Source organism: Chryseobacterium sp. CFS15 (genome assembly GCF_031118795.1).
GTDB classification, from domain to species: Bacteria; Bacteroidota; Bacteroidia; order Flavobacteriales; family Weeksellaceae; genus Chryseobacterium; species Chryseobacterium indoltheticum.
In genome coordinates this window covers 1-19,545 of record NZ_JAVHYL010000007.1, presented here as the reverse complement: position 1 = coordinate 19,545, position 19,545 = coordinate 1, and the positions used below count along the sequence as shown (strand labels likewise).

General features: G+C 34.0%; 18 protein-coding genes. 14 read left to right on the top strand and 4 right to left on the bottom strand.

Annotation, left to right across the window (positions count from 1 at the left end; genetic code table 11):
- Window positions 1-34: 34 nt before the first annotated feature.
- The 3 genes from OH814_RS12225 to OH814_RS12215 form a co-directional block, all read right to left on the bottom strand.
- Complete coding sequence (locus tag OH814_RS12225; protein WP_308828331.1) at window positions 35-616, bottom strand: hypothetical protein; 582 nt, start codon at window positions 614-616, stop codon at window positions 35-37.
- Complete coding sequence (locus tag OH814_RS12220) at window positions 609-1,364, bottom strand: DUF6348 family protein (protein WP_308828330.1); 756 nt, start codon at window positions 1,362-1,364, stop codon at window positions 609-611. The genes OH814_RS12225 and OH814_RS12220 overlap by 8 nt, the downstream gene beginning before the upstream one ends.
- A 359-nt stretch (window positions 1,365-1,723) precedes the next feature.
- The gene (locus OH814_RS12215) at window positions 1,724-2,203 is read right to left on the bottom strand and encodes a hypothetical protein (RefSeq protein ID WP_308828329.1); all 480 of its coding nucleotides are present in this window, start codon (window positions 2,201-2,203) and stop codon (window positions 1,724-1,726) included.
- Window positions 2,204-2,430: 227 nt separating this feature from the next.
- Between OH814_RS12215 and OH814_RS12210 the strand changes: the two genes are divergently transcribed.
- A complete protein-coding gene (locus tag OH814_RS12210) occupies window positions 2,431-3,516 on the top strand; it encodes a glycoside hydrolase family protein (RefSeq protein WP_308828328.1) in 1,086 nt (361 codons plus the stop codon).
- A 42-nt stretch (window positions 3,517-3,558) separates the two neighbouring features.
- Here the strand turns inward: OH814_RS12210 and OH814_RS12205 are convergent, their stop codons facing one another.
- Window positions 3,559-4,725: an aspartyl protease family protein gene (locus OH814_RS12205; protein WP_308828327.1), complete on the bottom strand. Its 1,167-nt coding sequence runs from the start codon at window positions 4,723-4,725 to the stop codon at window positions 3,559-3,561.
- 131 nt (window positions 4,726-4,856) lie between these two features.
- Here OH814_RS12205 and OH814_RS12200 point away from each other — a divergent pair, with 131 nt between their 5' ends.
- From OH814_RS12200 to OH814_RS12140, 13 genes are all read left to right on the top strand, one after another.
- Complete coding sequence (locus tag OH814_RS12200; RefSeq protein WP_308828326.1) at window positions 4,857-5,927, top strand: formimidoylglutamase; 1,071 nt, start codon at window positions 4,857-4,859, stop codon at window positions 5,925-5,927.
- A gap of 3 nt (window positions 5,928-5,930) precedes the next feature.
- Window positions 5,931-6,932, top strand: coding sequence for a glycosyltransferase (locus tag OH814_RS12195; protein ID WP_308828325.1), 1,002 nt, complete (start codon window positions 5,931-5,933; stop codon window positions 6,930-6,932).
- Window positions 6,933-7,031: 99 nt separating this feature from the next.
- Entirely contained in the window at window positions 7,032-8,162 is a 1,131-nt protein-coding gene (locus OH814_RS12190) for a glycosyltransferase family 4 protein (protein WP_076561899.1), read from the top strand.
- Between the two features lie 30 nt (window positions 8,163-8,192).
- On the top strand, window positions 8,193-9,032 hold the full coding sequence (locus tag OH814_RS12185) for a polysaccharide biosynthesis/export family protein (RefSeq protein WP_076561898.1): 840 nt from the start codon (window positions 8,193-8,195) through the stop codon (window positions 9,030-9,032).
- Between the two features lie 3 nt (window positions 9,033-9,035).
- Window positions 9,036-11,528 carry a polysaccharide biosynthesis tyrosine autokinase gene (locus OH814_RS12180; protein WP_308828324.1) on the top strand — a complete coding sequence of 831 codons (2,493 nt, stop codon included), beginning with the start codon at window positions 9,036-9,038 and terminating at the stop codon, window positions 11,526-11,528.
- A gap of 217 nt (window positions 11,529-11,745) precedes the next feature.
- Window positions 11,746-12,639 (top strand): DUF6089 family protein, encoded by an 894-nt coding sequence (locus OH814_RS12175; RefSeq protein WP_308828323.1) that lies wholly within the window; start codon window positions 11,746-11,748, stop codon window positions 12,637-12,639.
- A 6-nt stretch (window positions 12,640-12,645) separates the two neighbouring features.
- Complete coding sequence (uppS, locus tag OH814_RS12170; protein ID WP_076561895.1) at window positions 12,646-13,395, top strand: polyprenyl diphosphate synthase; 750 nt, start codon at window positions 12,646-12,648, stop codon at window positions 13,393-13,395.
- 28 nt (window positions 13,396-13,423) lie between these two features.
- Entirely contained in the window at window positions 13,424-15,964 is a 2,541-nt protein-coding gene (locus OH814_RS12165; RefSeq protein WP_308828322.1) for a POTRA domain-containing protein, read from the top strand.
- Between the two features lie 4 nt (window positions 15,965-15,968).
- A complete protein-coding gene (locus OH814_RS12160; protein ID WP_279196810.1) occupies window positions 15,969-16,514 on the top strand; it encodes an OmpH family outer membrane protein in 546 nt (181 codons plus the stop codon).
- A gap of 74 nt (window positions 16,515-16,588) precedes the next feature.
- The gene (locus tag OH814_RS12155; RefSeq protein WP_115621004.1) at window positions 16,589-17,092 is read left to right on the top strand and encodes an OmpH family outer membrane protein; all 504 of its coding nucleotides are present in this window, start codon (window positions 16,589-16,591) and stop codon (window positions 17,090-17,092) included.
- A 69-nt stretch (window positions 17,093-17,161) separates the two neighbouring features.
- The gene (locus OH814_RS12150; protein ID WP_308828321.1) at window positions 17,162-17,647 is read left to right on the top strand and encodes an acyl-CoA thioesterase; all 486 of its coding nucleotides are present in this window, start codon (window positions 17,162-17,164) and stop codon (window positions 17,645-17,647) included.
- A gap of 10 nt (window positions 17,648-17,657) precedes the next feature.
- The gene (gene rfbD / locus OH814_RS12145; RefSeq protein ID WP_115621006.1) at window positions 17,658-18,518 is read left to right on the top strand and encodes a dTDP-4-dehydrorhamnose reductase; all 861 of its coding nucleotides are present in this window, start codon (window positions 17,658-17,660) and stop codon (window positions 18,516-18,518) included.
- 1 nt (window position 18,519) lies between these two features.
- Entirely contained in the window at window positions 18,520-19,203 is a 684-nt protein-coding gene (locus tag OH814_RS12140) for a hypothetical protein (protein ID WP_123886708.1), read from the top strand.
- The last annotated feature ends 342 nt before the right edge of the window (window positions 19,204-19,545 follow it).

Below are 19,545 nucleotides of genomic sequence, written 5' to 3'. Positions count from 1 at the left end.
GATCAGGTTCAGCCACGCTTTTAGCAATACCTTGTTATCTGCTGTTGTATTTATTTTCGGTATTAATTTTAATTTCGAAAATGATATCATTAGTATAATCATCATTTTTGATTTTTGTATTTTTTACTAAAACACCGTTTGCGTACTTTTCTTCAGTTGCATTTTTAAAATTAGTAACATAAATTGTGTCTGTCTCTTTTCTCCATCTATCCGGACTTTCAAAACATTCAGTTCTAGTAACAACAAACAAAATAGAGTCACTTTTAGAGTCAAATAAGTAATAACTTTCACTATCACACATCTCTCCACTGCCTTGCAAGATCAATAATTTTAACTTTGAATTTACGAAATAGGATTTTTGTGGATGTAAAATAAAATCAGTATACTCAAATTTTTTAGCATTATTTATTTTAATGGAATCTTTTAGGTCATTTTCAAATTTTGTATAAATTCTGTCGTTCGGACTCGAGCAACTTAGTAAAGTGAAAATTGAAATGATTATTATGAAAATTTGTTTCAACATAGTCTTTTTACAATAGCACAAGAAATACCATTGAACTTTGCAGTTTCGCCCCAGTATTGCAAAACCCTTGTTGATGGTAGGTTTTTTATTCATCGTCTATGTCACATTTTCGAAATACAATAAACTGCTTTAGACCTTGAAAATCACCATTTATTTTCCAAGATTTTGCATATTCGGTTATGTCATTTAATCCATCTTCCCAATGCTCGTTGTTAAAAAGACATTCTCCAATTATTACACCATCAGAACGTTTTGAAATGTAAAGTTTCAACCAATTTATTTTGTTGGATGTCAGTTTGTTTGATAGTTTGTCTTTGATAATTTCAAAAAATGTTTCGTTTTGAGGATGTTCATTCCATTGTCCTTGAAAAGTTAGATTTCCTAATTTTGGATGCCAAAGAACTTTTTTATCATTCATTATTGCTATAAAATCCAAGTCAGGACTATGACTGTCCGTGAAGCTGTCAATGATTGGAGAAAAAGTTGTGTCAATATAATTACTTATTACTGATTTTACTTTTTCTTCAATTGTTACTCCAACACCTACAATATTTTCTTCGATGCCATTTGGAAAGTATTTTGGATGTATTGTCAAAATCATCAAATGTAAAATGTTTGGATGATTATTTGGATTTTCGATAATGACGGTAGCAATTTCGATTTCGTCATTAACGATAAGAGCAAGATATTGAGGTTTTTTTTCGACTTGATAGTCTAATTCTATCAGTCGATTTTTTAGCGTATCAATTAAATACGAATTATTGTCAACAGGTTCTGATTGTTGTCTGTCTGCTTGTTTGTTTTTAGAAGGTTTTTTCTTGAAAAAGTCAAATAGTCCCATTTGTGTTTGTGTTTTTTTATTAAGCTTACCGCTAACGTCTTTATTAGCGAAACAAAGGTTGCGTTTATCTAGCCGAAAGTAGAAGCATTAGCGAAGTTTGTTTCCTTATTATTAATAATTCAAATATAACAATTATCCTCACATTCCCAATTCACCCAAAAACACTCACCTGCCATCCTTTCACCCTCAAAATTCACCCTACGAGGCTCAAAAACCAGCCTTTTTGCATAAGTTTCCAGCCTTTAAGGTTGAATTTTCATCCTAATTGCATGGCTCGCCAGCCTTTTAGCATGAAAAACGACCCTCTTTGGCTGAATTTTGAGCCTAAAAGGATCGTTTTAATAATAGGCAAGGATTACTTATTCAGCTTTAGGAGTTTTCCTGTAGCCTTTTCTTGCAAATCTTTGACTAAGGTCTTCGTAAATAGGCTTTGCTGTGGTAACGCCTTTGCTGGCGGCTTCCTTTGCAGAGCCGTAGTAGAACAATGCAGAGGTTATAGCTTCGCTACCGACAAGCATTACCGTATCTCCGATATCTGTTGCGAGTTGCGTTGCCAGATTGCCCAACGGATTGAGGCTTGTAACTACCGCTTCGTCTTTTAAGAATTCAACTTTATCCATATAACTCGGGATAAATTCGGGGTTGGTATCCATGTAGCTTTTCACTTTCTGAACGGTAGCCACCGTTTTGTCGCCCATCTTAAAAAGAGTTTCCCTGTCTTGGGGAGTAAGGCCTTGAAGGTAAGGCGCAAGCAGCGCTCTGCAATCTTGTAATTTTTGATTCACCTCTGCAATTACAGCTTGAGGGATTTCTACACTGATTTGATTTTTTGCACTCATCATTTGTGATTTTAATTTGTTTGTAATTCAAAAGTAATGAATAAAAACATGCGGTTGGATGATAAGTTTTTAAAGTATCAATGTATTCGTTGAAATAATATTATCATTGGTGATGTTAAGCTGTAAATATCTCCGGGATAGAGCTTAATTAATAAGAATATTATAACCCTAAAGTGCAGGATACTATTAAAATCAGTTTCTTTTACATTAGCTGAAAATCAAATACAATGAGCCAATCAAAATATACTCGCAAAGATTTTTTAAAAACTTCAGCTTTAGGAATGACAGCTGTATTTTTGGGTTCGTCATTTACTAAAGCATTTGATTTTTCCGACAAACCTTATTTTAAATTAAAGCCGATTGGTCGTTCATTGGAACTCGAAGGATATTATATTTGGTGTTCTTCCCCGATTTGGGGCGAAGACGGAAAAGTGCATCTTTTTTATTCACGCTGGAAAAAAGAAAAAGGAATGGGCGGCTGGCTCAATGGTTCTGAAATTTGCCGGGCAGAAGCCAATTCGCCTTTTGAAGAATTTCAACACAAGCAAGTTATTCTTGCACCGAGAGGTGGCGAGTTTTGGGATGCAACAACGTGTCACAATCCTTTAATTAAAAAAGTTGGAGATCAATATTTGTTATTCTTTATGGGAAATTCCAATGGAAAAACAAATACCAAAAGAATAGGGTTGGCTGTTTCAAAAAGTCTTGACGGAGATTGGAAAAGACCCGATCAACCTTTACTCCTTCCGGGAAAAGAAGGTTCCTGGGATGATCATTGTACAACAAATCCTGCCTTTGTAAAAGGAAATGACGGGAAATACTGGCTTTTCTACAAATCCTGGAATACCCACGAATACGAAACTCAGAAAGGCGCTGTAAGAGGAAACCGAAAATACGGATTGGCAAAAGCAGATTCTCCAATCGGGCCATACACAAAGGTTTCTGAAAATCCTGTGATTGATTTTTCAAACTTACCAAACAACGCCCAACTTGAAGACGCTTTTATCTGGAAAGAAAATGGAAAATTTCACATGATTGCCCGCGATATGGGTTTTTTTAACCATGAATATGGTTTACATCTAACGACAAAAAACGGAATTGAATGGACGAAACCTGAAATCGCTTATCTTAATATGCAGTCTTACGTTCAGGAACCGAATCCGCCAAAACATTTAAAACGATTTGGAAGACTGGAGCGCCCAATGATTTTGATGAGCAAAGATGGAAAGAAACCCCAGTTTTTATTTGGTGCAACACAAGGCGGAGCGTTTGAAACTTCTACGACTTTTGTGTTTGAGATTTTGAAAGGCTAAAACGATGATGCACTTTTTGGAAATTTAAAAAATGAATATTTTTTATTTAAAGTAATTCTCTTTGTTTAAAATGATTTCTTTGTTTGTGCTTGTGATAATTTTTATCTGTTGTTTTGCATTTAAGTAATCCCGAATTTCCTGAAATTTTTTAAAATCTGATACTTCGTGACCGTCGATTGATTTTATAACATCGCCTACCAATATCTTGTTTTTTCTAACATTATCACTTTCCTTAATTATTTTGACAACTATAATTTTTCCTTCATTTACAAATAAATTAAATCCAAAGCTTGAATAACTGTATGGCTCGATGTGTCTAGAGGAAGAATAAATTTTATACTTTTTGGAAAAAGGATCAATAATCAGATTTCCTAATTTCCTGAAAAATTGAAAACCTAAGGTTGCTGGATAGATCATATTGTCTTGATTGTCTGCGTATGGAGTGTGTTTTCTGGGTAGATTGACACCACCCAAATTGAATGAATAATCATTGTCCAAAAAAAGATTTATATCATTATTATCAATACCGGCAACTCCAATAGCGCCCCAACCTTCGAAAGTCAGCATTTTTTTTTTGCTGAAAACTTTTTCGAAAGAATCTGTTTTTACCGTTAAATACTCATGAGTGTTCCCGAAATCAATTTGTATTTCAATGGGTTTATGGTTGATATAAGCATCCATTGTATGGTTATTATTGTATTTTTTTCCTATTGAGAAGGGAATTTCATAGGTTGTTTTCTGCGTTATTTGATTTTTCGAGAAATGAAATTCATTATTGTCAAAGTTGAAATCCCATACATGTTGATTAATGATATCAGCTCCCAGAATTACATCTATTTTCAAAGGAAATACGGAAAAGTCAACGACATCAACGGAAAGGTCTGAAATTAAGATGTCTCCAAATTCTAATGACTTAAGCATAGATTTGTTTACATCAATTTTTTTTCCGTTAGCATCTATCACTCGTGCTTTTCCCTCAAGTTCTTTTAAATTATTTTTTTTGTAGAATGTTTGGTCAACTGTGGTGTTAGAAAATCCGTTGTCCCAAATTATATTTGCCTCTTTACCATTAATCATTCCTTTGAAAATAATCAATCCGTCAATCTCAAAAGATATTCTGTTTTTATTGACTGTTGTGACTGACTGTGCGTAGAATTGACAATGAATAAATGTAAAAATAAAAAGAAGAATAATGAACCTTTTTTTCATGAATTGTGTTTATTGATATTTTTATCAAATATAATATAAAAACCATTTATTTTAAAATGGTAAAATTTTAATTTTGATAGAATTCCTCATTTAAATTTAATATTTTTGAGTTTTAATAAGTATTTGAGAACATGGATTTTGAAGATTTTATAATTTCACCAAGAAATTTCAGAACAGAAAACTGGCAGATCGGAAGTAAGATTACAAAGGAAATAAAGGAAGACAGCATTGTGCTTTTGTTTGTTTCTGATTACAGAGGAGCAAATGGCGAGGCTGAAGTTCAGGATTTTACTGCAGTAAGAAAAGAATTTTACAAACTTTCGCAGCTTGATTTTGAGATCCCGATCGTTGATTTGGGAGATTTGGTCTCCGGAAAATCGGTGGAAGATTCTCATTACGTTTTACAGGAAGTTTTGTCGGCATGCCATTCTAAAAGAGCAATTCCCGTGATTATTGGTGGTTCGAATGATTTTGCGTTCTCATTATTTTCAGGTTTAAATTTCCATCAGAAAAATATTAATTATACTCAAATCAGCAATATTATTTCACTGAAACAGGGTGAAAATATTAATGAACATACTTTTTTAAGCAAAATTTTAGGTTCAAAAAATTTCTCAATAAAAAATTATCATCATTTAGGATATCAAAAACATCTGAACGAACAAGATTCTGTAAAGCTCATCAAAGAAGTTGAGTTTGATATTGTACGTTTGGCTGAAATGATGAATTCTACGGAGAAAACCGAACCGTTTTTCAGAAAAGCAGATCTGGTAACGGTAAATTGTGATGCAATTGAAAGTTTTGGTGATGCTTTTTCAATGAATCCGCAGGTAAATGGTTTAAACCGAAGAGAAATCTGTGCCTACATGAAAGAAATTGGCTTAAGCGAAAATCTAAAATCGGTAGGAATTTTTAATTATAATATTTATTCTGAAAACCAGCTCAATCATCAGCTTTTGGCGCAAATGCTTTGGTATCTGATTGAAGGAATCAACATACAGCAATCTCATCCAAAAGAAAGACATTACGAAATTTTTTATGTTTTGATTGAAGACCGGCAATATGCTTTCAAGCGTGATACCTTCAGTAATCTTTGGTATTTTGGAGATGATGAAAATATTGAAAACTGCATTCCCTGCTCGAGAAAAGATTTTGATGAAGCTAAGAAAGGCTGGCTGAGCGCAAGATTTACAAAAATCTAAATGATGGAAAATTTGGTTCCGAAAGTTTCGGTCATCGTGCCTGTTTATAATGTTGAACATTACTTGGCAAAATGCCTGGATTCTTTGGTGAGCCAAAGTCTGCAAAAGATTGAAATTATCGTTGTAAATGATGGGAGTAAAGATGGCTCGGAAAATATTATTCAGCAATATTCAGCAAAATATCCCGATAAAATAAAAGCTTTTACTAAAGAAAATGGTGGTTTGAGCGATGCCCGAAATTTTGGAATAAATAAAGCCACAGGAGATTATATAGGATTTGTAGACAGTGATGATTACGTTTCTGAAACAATGTTTGAAGAAATGCTGAATCTTGCCGAAAAACATGATGCTGAAATGGTAATCTGCAATATCCAGAAAGTAGATGAAGAAGGAAATGTTACGCAGAAATTGACGCAAATTCCGAATATGCCTGAAAAAATTGTTTTGGAATCTAATTTTTCTGTTTTCTCCGATTTGAGCTATTTTGCCTGCAATAAATTATTTAAAAAAGAACTTTTTGCGCATAAAAGATTTAAAAAAGGAGTTCATTTTGAAGATATTCAGCTGATTCCTCAGCTATTGCTGGAATGTAAAACAATAGCGCAGACGCAACATTTTCATTATCAATATCTGGAACGCCAAGATTCTATCTCAAAAACCCATAACGAAAAGGGTTTGGATATTTTAAGAGCAGTAGAAGATGTGGAAGAATTTTTTAAAACTTCACCGTATTCTTCAAAAAAAAGAGAACTGAAAAACTTTCAGATTCTGGAAGGAGTGTACACGTTTTTGGCTTATCTGGCTTTTGTTAAAAATGAAACTCAATTTTTCAAAATGTCTCAGGAACTGCAGGATTTTATGAGGAAAAGAGATGTTAAAATCAAAGATATATTGTGTTACAGTCGTTTTGGTAAAAATTATCTTTTATCTTTACCCGTGAAAAAAATGATTTTTTATCTGCTTTTTTTTGCCGGGCAGAAAAAACTAATAAGAAAACTTATATAAACACAAATTAAATTTCGGTATTTTATGATAGATTTTAAATGATTAACATTAAAATTCTCGCTTAATATAACCGAATACTACGAGCTCAAAAAGCAATAGATGAAAAATTTTGAATTATTCTTAAATGAAACAGGGATTTCTATTTTTTACGTAAAAGTAGGGTTGGGTTTCCTGTCTTCTTTTCTGATTACGTTTTTCTCTATTCCCACAATCATTAAAATTTCAAAGCGTAAAAACCTGATGGATGAGCCCGGTGTAAGGAGCTCGCATCTCAGGAAAATTCCTAATCTGGGAGGCATTGCGATGTTTTATTCAATAGGAGTGTGCACCTCAATTTTTGCTTATGAAATTTTTGATCTGTATAAATTTCTTTTTGCATCGCTGATTATTCTGCTGTATGTAGGGATTATGGATGATATTGTAGTGATGCGTGCGTACAAAAAGTTGGTTGCTCAGATTATAGTATCGGCTTTTATTGTTATTGGTTCAGATGTGAGGATCAGAAATTTATTTGGAATTTTTGGTGTTTATGAAATTCATTATTTTGTAAGTGTTATTTTTACAATTCTTACTTTTATTATTCTCATCAATGCTTTTAATCTTATCGATGGAATTGATGGTCTTGCCGGTGGCTATTCTCTTATTAGCAGTGCCCTTTTTGGGATTAGCTACTTTCGTTTGGGAGAATATAATTATCCTTTGGTTATTTTATCGGTCGTTTTGATTGGTTCTGTATTGGCGTTTTTATATTATAATTTATCAAACTTACGGGCTACAAAGATATTTATGGGAGATACGGGCTCTATGCTTCTAGGGTTTTTACTGGCATTTACCTGTATATGTTTTATAGATATTTTTATAGACAGGAACGTTGTGAATGTTCCGAGATATCATTTGAAATCTGCTCCCGTCGTAGCTGTTGCTATTCTTATTCTACCAATTGTAGATACTTTAAACGTTATTATCATAAGACTTTGGAATAAAAAATCACCTTTTGAAGCAGATAAAAATCATATCCATCATAAACTACTGAAGCTAGATCTTACGCACAGAAGATCCAGTTTTTATATCATTTGTTATTATCTTTTTATTGTTATAATCACCTATTGTTTTAGGCACATTAATGTGAATCTATTATTGGCGGTTATTCTGTTCTTAGGTTTTTTAGGCGCTTATATTCCGGATATCATAATTATGCTGAGGAATAATAAGCTGAAAACTGAGAATTAAATTCTATTTTTGCAAACTACATTTATCACGATGAAAATTTATAAGTACTTCCCATTCTTAATTTTACCTTTTTTATTGGTTTCCTGTATCACTACGAAAGATGTAACGTATATGCAGCCCAGTGAAAGCCTTGTTATCAACGAAGAGGGTTTAATTCCTTACAATATTCCTGTTTACAGAGTCACCAAAAACGATATGTTGACCTTGAATATTATTACCACTCCCAAAGGGGATGCAGCACAGTTTTATTCTTCTTTAAATGCTCCCGTTGCGGGAAATAATATCTCGTTTAGTGCCGGCGGAGGAGCAGGAACCGGTGGAAATGCCATGATCTATTTTAATGGGTTGAAAGTTGATTCCAAAGGAGATATATTGGTTTTCGGCATAGGATACGTAAAGGCAGAAGGCAGAACCATAGAAGAGATCACGCAGGAGCTTCAGCAAAAAGTAAATGAAAATTTTCAGGACGGTAAATCTGAAGTAAGACTCAATACAGACGGAATCACATATTATGTCTTAGGCGATATAGAAACAGTAGGAATTACAGGTGAGAAAAAGGCTCACAAAAATACATTGACATTAACGGAAGCAATTTCTATCAATGGTGGATTAAACAGAACTGTAGATCGTAAGAACATTGTAGTATACAGAAAATTACCGGAAGGGATCAAAAAAGCTAAGATTGATCTTACCAGAGAAGATGTGATGAATTCTCCTTATTATTATGTACAAAACGGGGACGAGATTTTCCTTACTACACAGAGAAGAGCGCTCAACGGTTTTGGAAAAGACCCTATACAAACATTGATTAGTGGTGTTTCTGTGCTAACAACGGCATTATCAATTTATCTACTTATTAAAAACCTTTAATCTATGATCCCAGGAAAAGAAGCTTTAGTAGGTAAAAATGAGCCACAAAAAGAAAAGTATGGATCATTTGCTTTATTTGATATAGAACATTTTTTAAGAAGAGTTCTCCGAAACTGGTATTGGTTTTTACTGATGTTGTTTTTCGGATATGCGGTATCTTGGTTCTATGGCAAGTATTATGCGCAGAATATTTATGCGTCAGATCTTAAATTAAGTATTTCAAATAATACAGCAAGCTATTTCACACCCAGCCAGTCAATTAATTTTATCTGGGGGCAGAGTGGTAATCAGGATGGTATTTATTTAAAGAAAATGTTGCTTTCTAGATCTCACAACGAGTTTTTAGTCAATGAACTGGATCTTTTTGTAAATTATAGTACCAAAGGAATCATTAAATCTACTTATCTGGATAAAAATGACTCGCCTGTATTTTTAGAAATAGACCGCAAACACTTACAACAAGTCAATTATCCTATTACAATAACACCAAAAGGAGGAAATTCTTACCAGATAAGTTTGCCGGAAGAGGGGCAATCAAATCATCTATACTCTTATGATGTTGAAGGTTTTCAGAATATTGAAAGCTTTGGAAGACCAGCCAACAAAACCATCAAAGTAAATGAATGGTATACAACTCCCAATCTTAGATTTAAATTGGTTCCCAATCCGGTATCGCCTTCCATCAAATTCGAAAATATTATTGTAAGCCTTTCTACGGTAAATGATGCTGTAAATGGTATTGTTTCTACGGTGGGTGTTGATTTTGATAAGGAAATCAGTACCATTATGATTATCTCCAAAAAAGGTTTTAATCTTAATAATACCGTTAACTTTCTTAATAAGTCTGTGACTGAGCTTCAGAAAAAAAGATTTAATGATAAGATAAAAGTTGATCAAAATACAGAGCAGTATTTAAAAAACAGCTTGGGAGACATCAGACGAAAACTAGATTCGAGTGCTGCATATCTCAATTATCTTAAGGTTTCAGAAAAACTGTACGATATTACAAACAGAGACGAGAAATCACTGCAAAAAATAAAAGATCTGGAAGCCCGAAAAGCAGATATACTAAGCAAAATGAATTCTTTGAGCAGCATCAGAAATTCTGTAGAATCTCAAAGTTTCGATAGAATGATTAGTCCTTCTGCGGCAGGATTTGATGATGGCCTTTTTACGGCATCAGTTTCTGAGCTGAAAGCGCTTTATCTTAAAAAGAGAGAATTAGCATCCATTTATACGCCAAATTCAGAACCAATCAAAGAAATAAACCGTTTGATAAGTGAGGCGAAAGCAAATTCTTCGGGATCTCTTAGAAACGTTCACACGGTATACAGTACAGAGCTCAATAAAATAGATCAGCAAATTGCAGAGGCTAGTACAGATCTTACAACATACCCTGACAAACAGAGAAAATATCTTGATGCAGAAAGAGGGTACAATATGATCGAGGCGACATACAACAGTTTGCTCGGCAGGCAGAACGAAAGCCAGATGAGATTGGCTACCAATCAGTCTGATATTACAGTGATTGACCCGGCTAAAAATCTGGGGCAAGGGCCAATAGGACCCAATGTGAAAGGAACAAAAATGATTATTATCATTGGGTTTCTTGCATTTCCGTTTGTTTTAATTCTTTTGGGAAGTCTTTTTGACAGTAAGATCAGAAATATTAAAGAATTGGTTAGCGCGACAAGAATTCCATTATTGGGTGTGATTGGTAATAACAACAATGAGAATATGCTTACGGTTATCAATACTCCGAAATCTTCGGTTGCAGAAGCTTTTAGAGGGATTCGGGCAAATGTAAGATTTTTATCAGGGGAAGATGACAGAAGCAAAGTGATCTTGGTGACTTCATCTATTGGAGGCGAAGGGAAAACCTATATTTCTATAAACTTGGCTTCAGTTTTAGGTTTGAGCGACAAAAAGACTATTTTATTGGGAATGGATTTGCGGAAACCAAAAATTTTCGGAGATTTTAATATTGATAATAAGCTCGGTATTTCAAATTATCTTACCGGCGAAACAACAATAGATCAAATCATTAACAAAACCAATATTCCTAATCTTGATGTGGCTACTTCAGGGCCTATACCTCCCAATCCGTCTGAGCTATTGATGAGTGACAGAAATCTTAAGTTTATAGAAGAGCTTAGAAAATTATATGATTTTATTATCATAGATTCGCCGCCGGTAGGTCTTGTTGCAGATTCTTATGAGTTGATGAAGCATTCTGATGCCAATTTGTATGTTGTACGTCATGAATATACCGAAAAGTATATGCTAAAGATGATTACCGAAAAGTACCACGCTAATGAGATCAAACATTTGGGGCTTGTGTATAATGATTATATAATAAAACAAGGATATGGCTACGGGTATGGCTACGGATATGGGTATGGTTACGGGTATGGCTATTTTGATGAAGACAAAAATTATAAAGAACCGCTTTTGATTAAAATTCGAAACAAAATCAAAGCAATTTTTAATAGATAGAGATAAAATAGATCCTCATTAATTGGGGATTTATTATTTGCAAATTCTCTACAGAACTATTTAAAAAAAGAATAAATTTGTCACTTTGTCGTTTACTTTATAACAAATTATATTTTTTTGTTTATTTTTAACTAAACATTAAGATTATCATTAATATAAAAATGTTTTATATTTGCAAAAATTAATTTTTAAAATAACCATAAATCCATATTCTTTTATGAATAAAAAATTATTGTTTAGCTTCCTTACCCTCTTAGGAACTGTGGTAAGTTTAAAAGCACAAAGAAATGAGTTGGGAATTCGCTTAGGGATGAGTAATCTTGTTGGCGATATAGGAAACACCAATTACATTTTACAGCAACCTTTGGATTTGGATAGAGCTTCAGAATGGGGCGTTCCTTTTTATGGTGGTATTTTATATAGATTTAATTTTAACCCGCACCAGACAGTTAGATTAGACTTAGGGTATAATCAGGTGCAGTTTAGCGATAAGGCAGCAAAAGAAGAATACAGAAGAAACAGAAACTCATTTGGTAAAAACAATATTTACGAAGCAAGTTTAGTGTTTGAATATAATTTGTTCCCGGTAAATAATGAGCAGATGAGTATGCTGAGCCCTTATGTTTTTGGGGGAATTGGAGGGATAATGTTTGATGCTCCAAAAGCTACTCTCACTCACGATTTCAGAAGAAATGCAGATGGTGTGGCGCAGGCGCCAATTAGTGAAACAGATTTTGTAACCACTACAGAATATTCTCTGGGGAAAAAAACAGTTGCCCAGATTCCTTTTGGAGTTGGTTTAAAATATAAATTTAATCATGGATGGGCTGTTTTTGCTGAAGCAACTTTCAGATATAGCTTAACTGATCAGTTAGATCATAGCAAAATTCTTGCAAAAGATGTGATCAGTAATTATAATGCAGATATTTTGAGTCCTACAACAGGAGGCTCGTTACTGCAAACAGGAAATTATTATAGTGTTTCTAAAGAAAGAGAAGCATCTTTTATAAGTAAAAGGTCTTTGGGTGATACCAAATCTAGAGATTGGATGAATACTTTCAGTTTAGGATTGACCTACTCTTTTGGTAGACCACCATGTTATTGTGATTAAGAAATTATGTCGTTGATAAAAAAAGAAATAAATTCTGAGAATTTACCACAGCATGTAGCCATCATTATGGATGGAAACGGAAGATGGGCAAAATCTCGTGGTGAAGAAAGAACTTTTGGTCATAAAAATGCCATTAATGCTGTAAGAAACGCTATCAATGCGTGTAATGAGATTAATATCCCATATCTTACACTTTATACATTTTCATCAGAAAACTGGAACAGACCTACAGATGAAGTAAATACCTTGATGAGCCTGCTCGCTGAGACACTTTTACTAGAAGCTGAAGAGATTTTCACAAAGGGTTTAAGAATGCATGTCATTGGTAACCTAGATAAATTACCAGCTATGGTAAAAGATCAATTGCTTAGCGTAGTTGATCTTACAAAAGGAAACACAAAAGGAAATTTGGTACTAGCAATAAGCTATGGCTCACAAAGCGAAATACTAAATGCCGTAAAAAATATAAGCTCCGATGTAAAAGAAGGAAAACTAGAAGTGGAGAATATTGATGAAAAATTATTTGAAAACTATCTGTATACAAAAGATTTCCCACCAGTGGATCTTCTTATCAGAACAAGTGGTGAAATAAGGATAAGCAATTTCCTGCTTTGGCAGATTGCTTATGCAGAACTTCAGTTTCTCAATGTTCTGTGGCCAGACTTTACAAAAGATATTTTCTTCCAATGTATTGTTGATTATCAAAATAAGGAAAGAAGATATGGTCTTACAGGCGACCAAATTCAAATTCAGTAAATTTTAAGAAAAGAAAGATTACGATAAAATGAAGTTTAGACTATTACCCATCATTATGTTTGCTGCTTCTGCACATTTTTATGGACAGGTAACTCCACAGGACAGTACAAAGGTTGATACCGCTGCTGCTGTTCTCGCAGAAAATCAAACAGGAACTTACACGCTGAAGGACATTGTTGTTGATGGGGTAAAAAAATACACACCAGCTCAGATCTTTAGATTTACAGGTTTATCGAAAGGTGAAATTGTAGACATTCCGGGGCAAAAGGTAAGTAACGCAATCAAAAAACTTTGGGATTCTCAATCTTTCTCTGAAGTTGAAGTTTATGTAGAAAGCATTGAAGGACAGACCGTTGTTCTTAGATTTTACCTGCAAGACCTGAAGGATCTTGGAGAAGTGAAATTTACAGGTAAAGGGATCGGTAAGTCTAAAAATGAAAAACTTGCAAAAGACAATAACTTAAAGCCGGGAACAAAGATTACTCAAAATCTTGTTTCTAGCCTTAAAACAAATATTCCTAAAGACTACATCAAAAAAGGTTTTGCCGATGCAAAAATCACCATTGAAGATAAGGTAAACGCAAGTGACCCTAATCTTGTAGACTGGACGATTAATGTAGACAAAGGTAAAAGGATAAAAATCAGCCACATCGAGTTCGAAGGAAACGAAAGTGTAACTGATGCAAAACTTAGAAAAAAAGCTTTCAAAGAAACCAAGCAAAAAAGATTTGGTATTGGTGGTATTTTAAAGTCTTCAAAATTTGTTGAAGAAAAATACCAGGAAGACAAGCAAAGTTTGATAAATTATTATAACTCATTGGGATACAGAGATGCCGCAATTGTTTCTGATTCTGTTTGGAGAAATAAAAAAAATAACTACGAAATCAACGTTAAGCTGAAAGAAGGGAAGAAATATTACATCGGTGATATTACCTTTACCGGAAATACAGTTTATTCTACAGAATATCTGCAAAGAATCTTAGGATATAAGAAAGGTGATATTTATGATGCAGTAGGATTCAACAAAAAAGTGGGTGAAGACGGCGGAAAAGAAGATGATTCTGATATCAAATCGAATTACATGAATAATGGTTATCTTTTCTCGAACGTTACTCCTGTTGAAAAATCAGTTAATGGTGATGCAATTAATCTTGAGATCAGAATTGTCGAGGGAGAGCAAGCTACTTGGAATAAAGTAACTTGGTCTGGTAATACGACGACTCATGACCACGTTATTTTGAGAGCATTGAGAACCAAACCGGGAGAATTGTTTAAGAAAACAGAGATCAAAAGAACATTCTTTGATTTAGCTTCGATGTCTTTCTTTGATCCACAACAGATCGGTCAGGATATTCAGCCAAATCAGCAGGATAACACTGTTGATATCGGGTGGAAACTGGTAGAAAAAGGTTCTTCTCAGGTTCAGTTACAGGCGGGTTACGGTGGTAACAGCTTCATCGGAACTTTGGGACTTACTTTCAATAACTTTTCATTAAAAAACTTTTTGAAATTTAAAGACTTCAGACCTGTACCTCAAGGTGATGGTCAGACTTTATCTATTCAGGCTCAAGCCGGGCAATACTTCCAAAATTATGGGGTTTCATTTACAGAACCTTGGTTGTTTGGTACAAAACCGACAGCACTTTCTGTAAGTTTAAACAATTCAAGAGTTAATTATAGTCAGGTTACAGGGCCGGATCAGAGACTAAATATTTTCTCAGCTACTGTTGGTTTAAATAGGTACTTGAAATGGCCTGACGATTATTTCTCTTTGTATACAGGAATTCAGTTTCAAAAATATAATTTCAGCAATTACCCTTTCGAGTTTGGTGATACCACAGAATTGTATGGTAATGCAAACAATTTAAGTTTAAATGTTGGGTTAAGCAGAAACTCTGCAGGTATAGATCCTATATTCCCTACAATGGGTTCAAATATTGAATTGTCAGGTAAATTTACGCCACCATATTCATTGTTCAGTAATAAAAATTACTCTACTATGACGCCTACAGAAAAATATAAGTGGATGGAATTTTACAAAGTGAAGTTCAAAGCTGATGTTTATAATGAAGTGATCGGAAAACTAGTTCTAAGATCTTCAGCAGAAATGGGTTTCATGGATGGTTACAACAAAGAATTGGGTGCACCGCCATTTGAAAGATTCTATGTGGGTGGAACCGGTCTTTTCGGAGGTAGATTTGATGGTAGAGAATTGATTCCGTTGAGAGGTTACGAAAATGCTTCTACATACGGTGGTCAGGCAGAAGACATTACTCAGAGAGGTGGAGGTACTATTTACAACAGATTTACGTTAGAATTAAGATATCCGATTTCATTAAATCAAACAGCCAAAATTTATGCACTTACATTTGCAGAAGGAGGTAACGTTTGGAACTCTTGGGGAAATTATAATCCTTTCCAGCTTAAAAGATCAGTTGGTGTTGGGGTAAGAGTTTATATGGGAGCATTTGGTTTAATAGGATTCGATTTCGCTTACGGATTTGATAAAACAATTAGTGGTGATGTATCTGGAAGCAGAACACACTTCTTAATGAACCAATCTCTATAACAGTATGAAAAATTTTAAAACTCTTTTCACTTTAGCAGTAATTTTGCTTTTTGGATTTAGCAATGCTCAGAAAATAGGGGTTATCGATACCCAATATATTTTGGATAAGATGCCTCAGTATAAAGAAGCTGAAGCAAGGCTAAATTCTCAGATCGATACTTGGGAACAGGATATTAAAGCCTTACAATCTCAGTACGAGCAAAAAAAATCTGCTTTCGAAAGTGAAAAAGTTTTATTAATTGGTGATCAGCTTAAGCTTAGAGAAAAAGAAGTCGCGGATCTTGAAAAAAGTATTCAGACAACGCTAAGTTTACGATTCGGTAAAACCGGCGAGATCAATCAGCTTAGGGCTAATTTAGTTGAACCTTTTGAAGATCAGATCTGGAACGCTGTAAAGACAATGTCTGAGAAAAATGGTTTGGGCATAGTTCTTGATAAAAATAGCCATGTAAATGTAGTTTTCTTACAGCCAAGATATGATTATACAGACAAAGTATTAACGATCTTATTGAAAGGAACAGAAAAAGAAAAGAAAACTAATAAAAAGTAGTAAAAGTTTTATCAGAACTTAACTTTTACTTAAATTTAAAATCTAAAAACAAAATTAATTATTTATTACCCGTTATGAAAAAATTAAGTGTATTATTTGGAGCAGTAATGATGGTTGTCTCTGTTGGGATGGCAAAAGCTCAGAAAATTGCTACTCTAGACTTAGTAAGCGTACTTAATGCAATGCCTGAAAAGAAAAAAGCAGATACAGATTTAAAAGCTTTCCTTGATGCTAAAGAAAGTGAAATAAAAAAGAAGACTGATGTAATGCAAACCAAGTATGCTTTGTATACTAAAGAAGCTCCTACAAAAACTGAAGCTGAAAACAAAGCAAGACAAGAAGAAATGCAGAAATTGCAGACTGAAGCTCAGCAAATGAGCGAAAGAGCACAAAAAGATCTTGCTGAAAAAGAAAAACTAGCTTACGCTCCTATCGAAAAGAAAGTGATGGATGCTGTAAACAAAGTGGCAAAAGCAAACAGTTATGAGTATGTGATGGATGTAAATTCTACAGGTCTTATCTACAAAGGAGGTCCTGATGCTACGCCAGCTGTTAAAAAAGAGTTAGGTCTTCAATAATTTCTGAAATTAACAAAGATTTATAAAAACTACCACTTCATTTAGAAGTGGTTTTTTTATTTTTGCGCTATGGAAAAAGAAGTCTCAACGACCGTAAAAGTAAGATTCAGCGATTGTGATCCGATTGGGCATTTAAATAATGTCAAATATCTAGATTACATGTTCAATGCAAGAGAAGATCATGTAGAAACTTTTTATGGATTTACCTACGAAGAATATACCAAAAAAACGGGTTGTACATGGATCGCTATTCAAAATGAAATAGCGTACCTTAAAGAAGTAAAATACAATACCCGGGTTGTCATCAGCAGTAAAACCATCGAAATAGGAGACCGAATTTCTAAAGTAGAAATCCTAATGAAAAGTGTTGATGAGAAAACGATTCACGCAGTACTTTGGGTGACGGTAATTTATTTTAATATAAAAACAAGACGTTCTGAAGTTCATCCGCAAGACATCATGCAGACTTTTGGAAAATTTTATGTTGACTTAGAACAAAAAGACTTCCAGTTAAGAGTTAAGTTTTTAAGATCACAGAACGCAAAAAATTCATAAAACTATTTAAATGAAAAAAATACTTGTAATAGGAAGTAATGGCCAGTTGGGAAACTGCATCAGAAAAATTGCTCCAGATTTTGAAACTCATTATGAATTTATTTTTACAGATTCCCAATCTTTAGATATTACAGACGAAGATCAGATTAATGATTTCTTTTATGATCAGAAACCAGATTTCTGTATCAATGCTTCAGCATATACTGCGGTAGATTTAGCTGAGAAAGAAGAAGAAAAAGCCTTTGCCGTAAACGCAGAAGGTGTCGGAAACCTTGCAAAAGCATGTGCTGATTACAAGACAGTATTCATTCACGTTTCTACTGATTATGTTTTTGATGGTGAAACCAATTTAGATTACTCTGAAGATGACTTCACAAATCCTATAGGAATTTACGGAGCATCCAAGTTAAAAGGAGAGGAGCTAGCTTTAGAAAATAATCCAAAGACCATTATTTTAAGAACGTCTTGGTTGTATTCAGAGTTCAACAAAAATTTTGTGAAAACAATGCTTAACTTATTTTCGCAAAAAGATGAATTAGGAATTGTTGGCGATCAGTTTGGCCAGCCTACTAATGCAAACGATTTGGCAGAAGCTATTATGAGCATTATCGAAAACCCAAACAAAACTTTTGGTGTTTTCCATTTTTCCAACTATCCGGAAACAACGTGGTTTGAGTTTGCAAAAAAAATTGCCGAGTTCTCCAAGTCATCAGTAAAACTGAATGCATTGACAACAGAGCAATATCCAACTCCGGCAAAAAGACCCAAAAGAAGCACAATGTGTCTCGACAAGATTGAAAACATCTACAAAATTGAGTCAAAACATTGGGAAAACAGTTTAGAAGATTGTGTTAATATACTTTCCAATTAAAATGAAGATTAAAAATATCGCCATATTCATTCTCTTGATGGCCGTGAGCTTCATGAGTGCCCAAAATGTTTACTTGTCTAAAGTTGAAAAAACGAAAGATAATAAAGACAAATATTTTTATCAGATAGATCCCAAAAACTCTACTGTAGAATATTTGGGTGAGATTGATGTGCAAGGGTTTTCAAGTGATGATGCTTCAGTATTTGCAGCAATCTATAAAAAAGCAAAAGAAATCGGAGCCAATGCCTTTTCCTACAAACCATTTGAAAGTGTTGATGAAAAAACTCAGCCATTCAATCCAGCAAATTATCGGCTGGAGCTTTATTATAGTACAAAAGAAGAATTATTAAAGCCATCAAATTCAATATACTTTTTTTCATCATCTTCAAAACCCCAGACCATAAGCGTCAACAGAAAAGATTATACTTTGCCACCTAGATCGTTTACAACGATTCAAGGCATTCCTGGAGAAATTTATACAGTTTCAACCAAAAAATTCTTAGGTTCTACCATTAAGATTTCGGTAAATGCAAATGCTCCGGCTCAATATTTTCAAATCTCTGCTACCAAAATTAAGTCAAACACTTTTGGTGAGCCGGGTATCAGTCTAAAATCGGGAGACATTCTTGGCCTCGACAAGTCGTTTGGTGATTTTCTAAGAATGATTTACACTGAAAACAAATAAATTTACCCATACATTTACCTCTGAACTTTCGGAGGTATTTTTTATATAAGTATTACCTATTCCGATAAAATTTTCCAACTAAAACTTTCCAACCCTTCCATTCTCCAACGCTCCAACTTTTTTCTTGTAGCTATTTCCGGCTTTCACTACTCGCTTTTTTGCGCCGTGCTTTTCCTTTGCGGCAAAAAGAGCTCAGACATGCCGTTCAATGGTAAGTTTGCATTAGTAAAAATAGATTAATAATTTGGTTAAAAAAATCAACCAAAGAGCAAAAGCAGCAGGATAAAGGCAGACGCTTCACTGATACTAAGATATCGCCCCGGATTTTATTCCCCTGCTGCT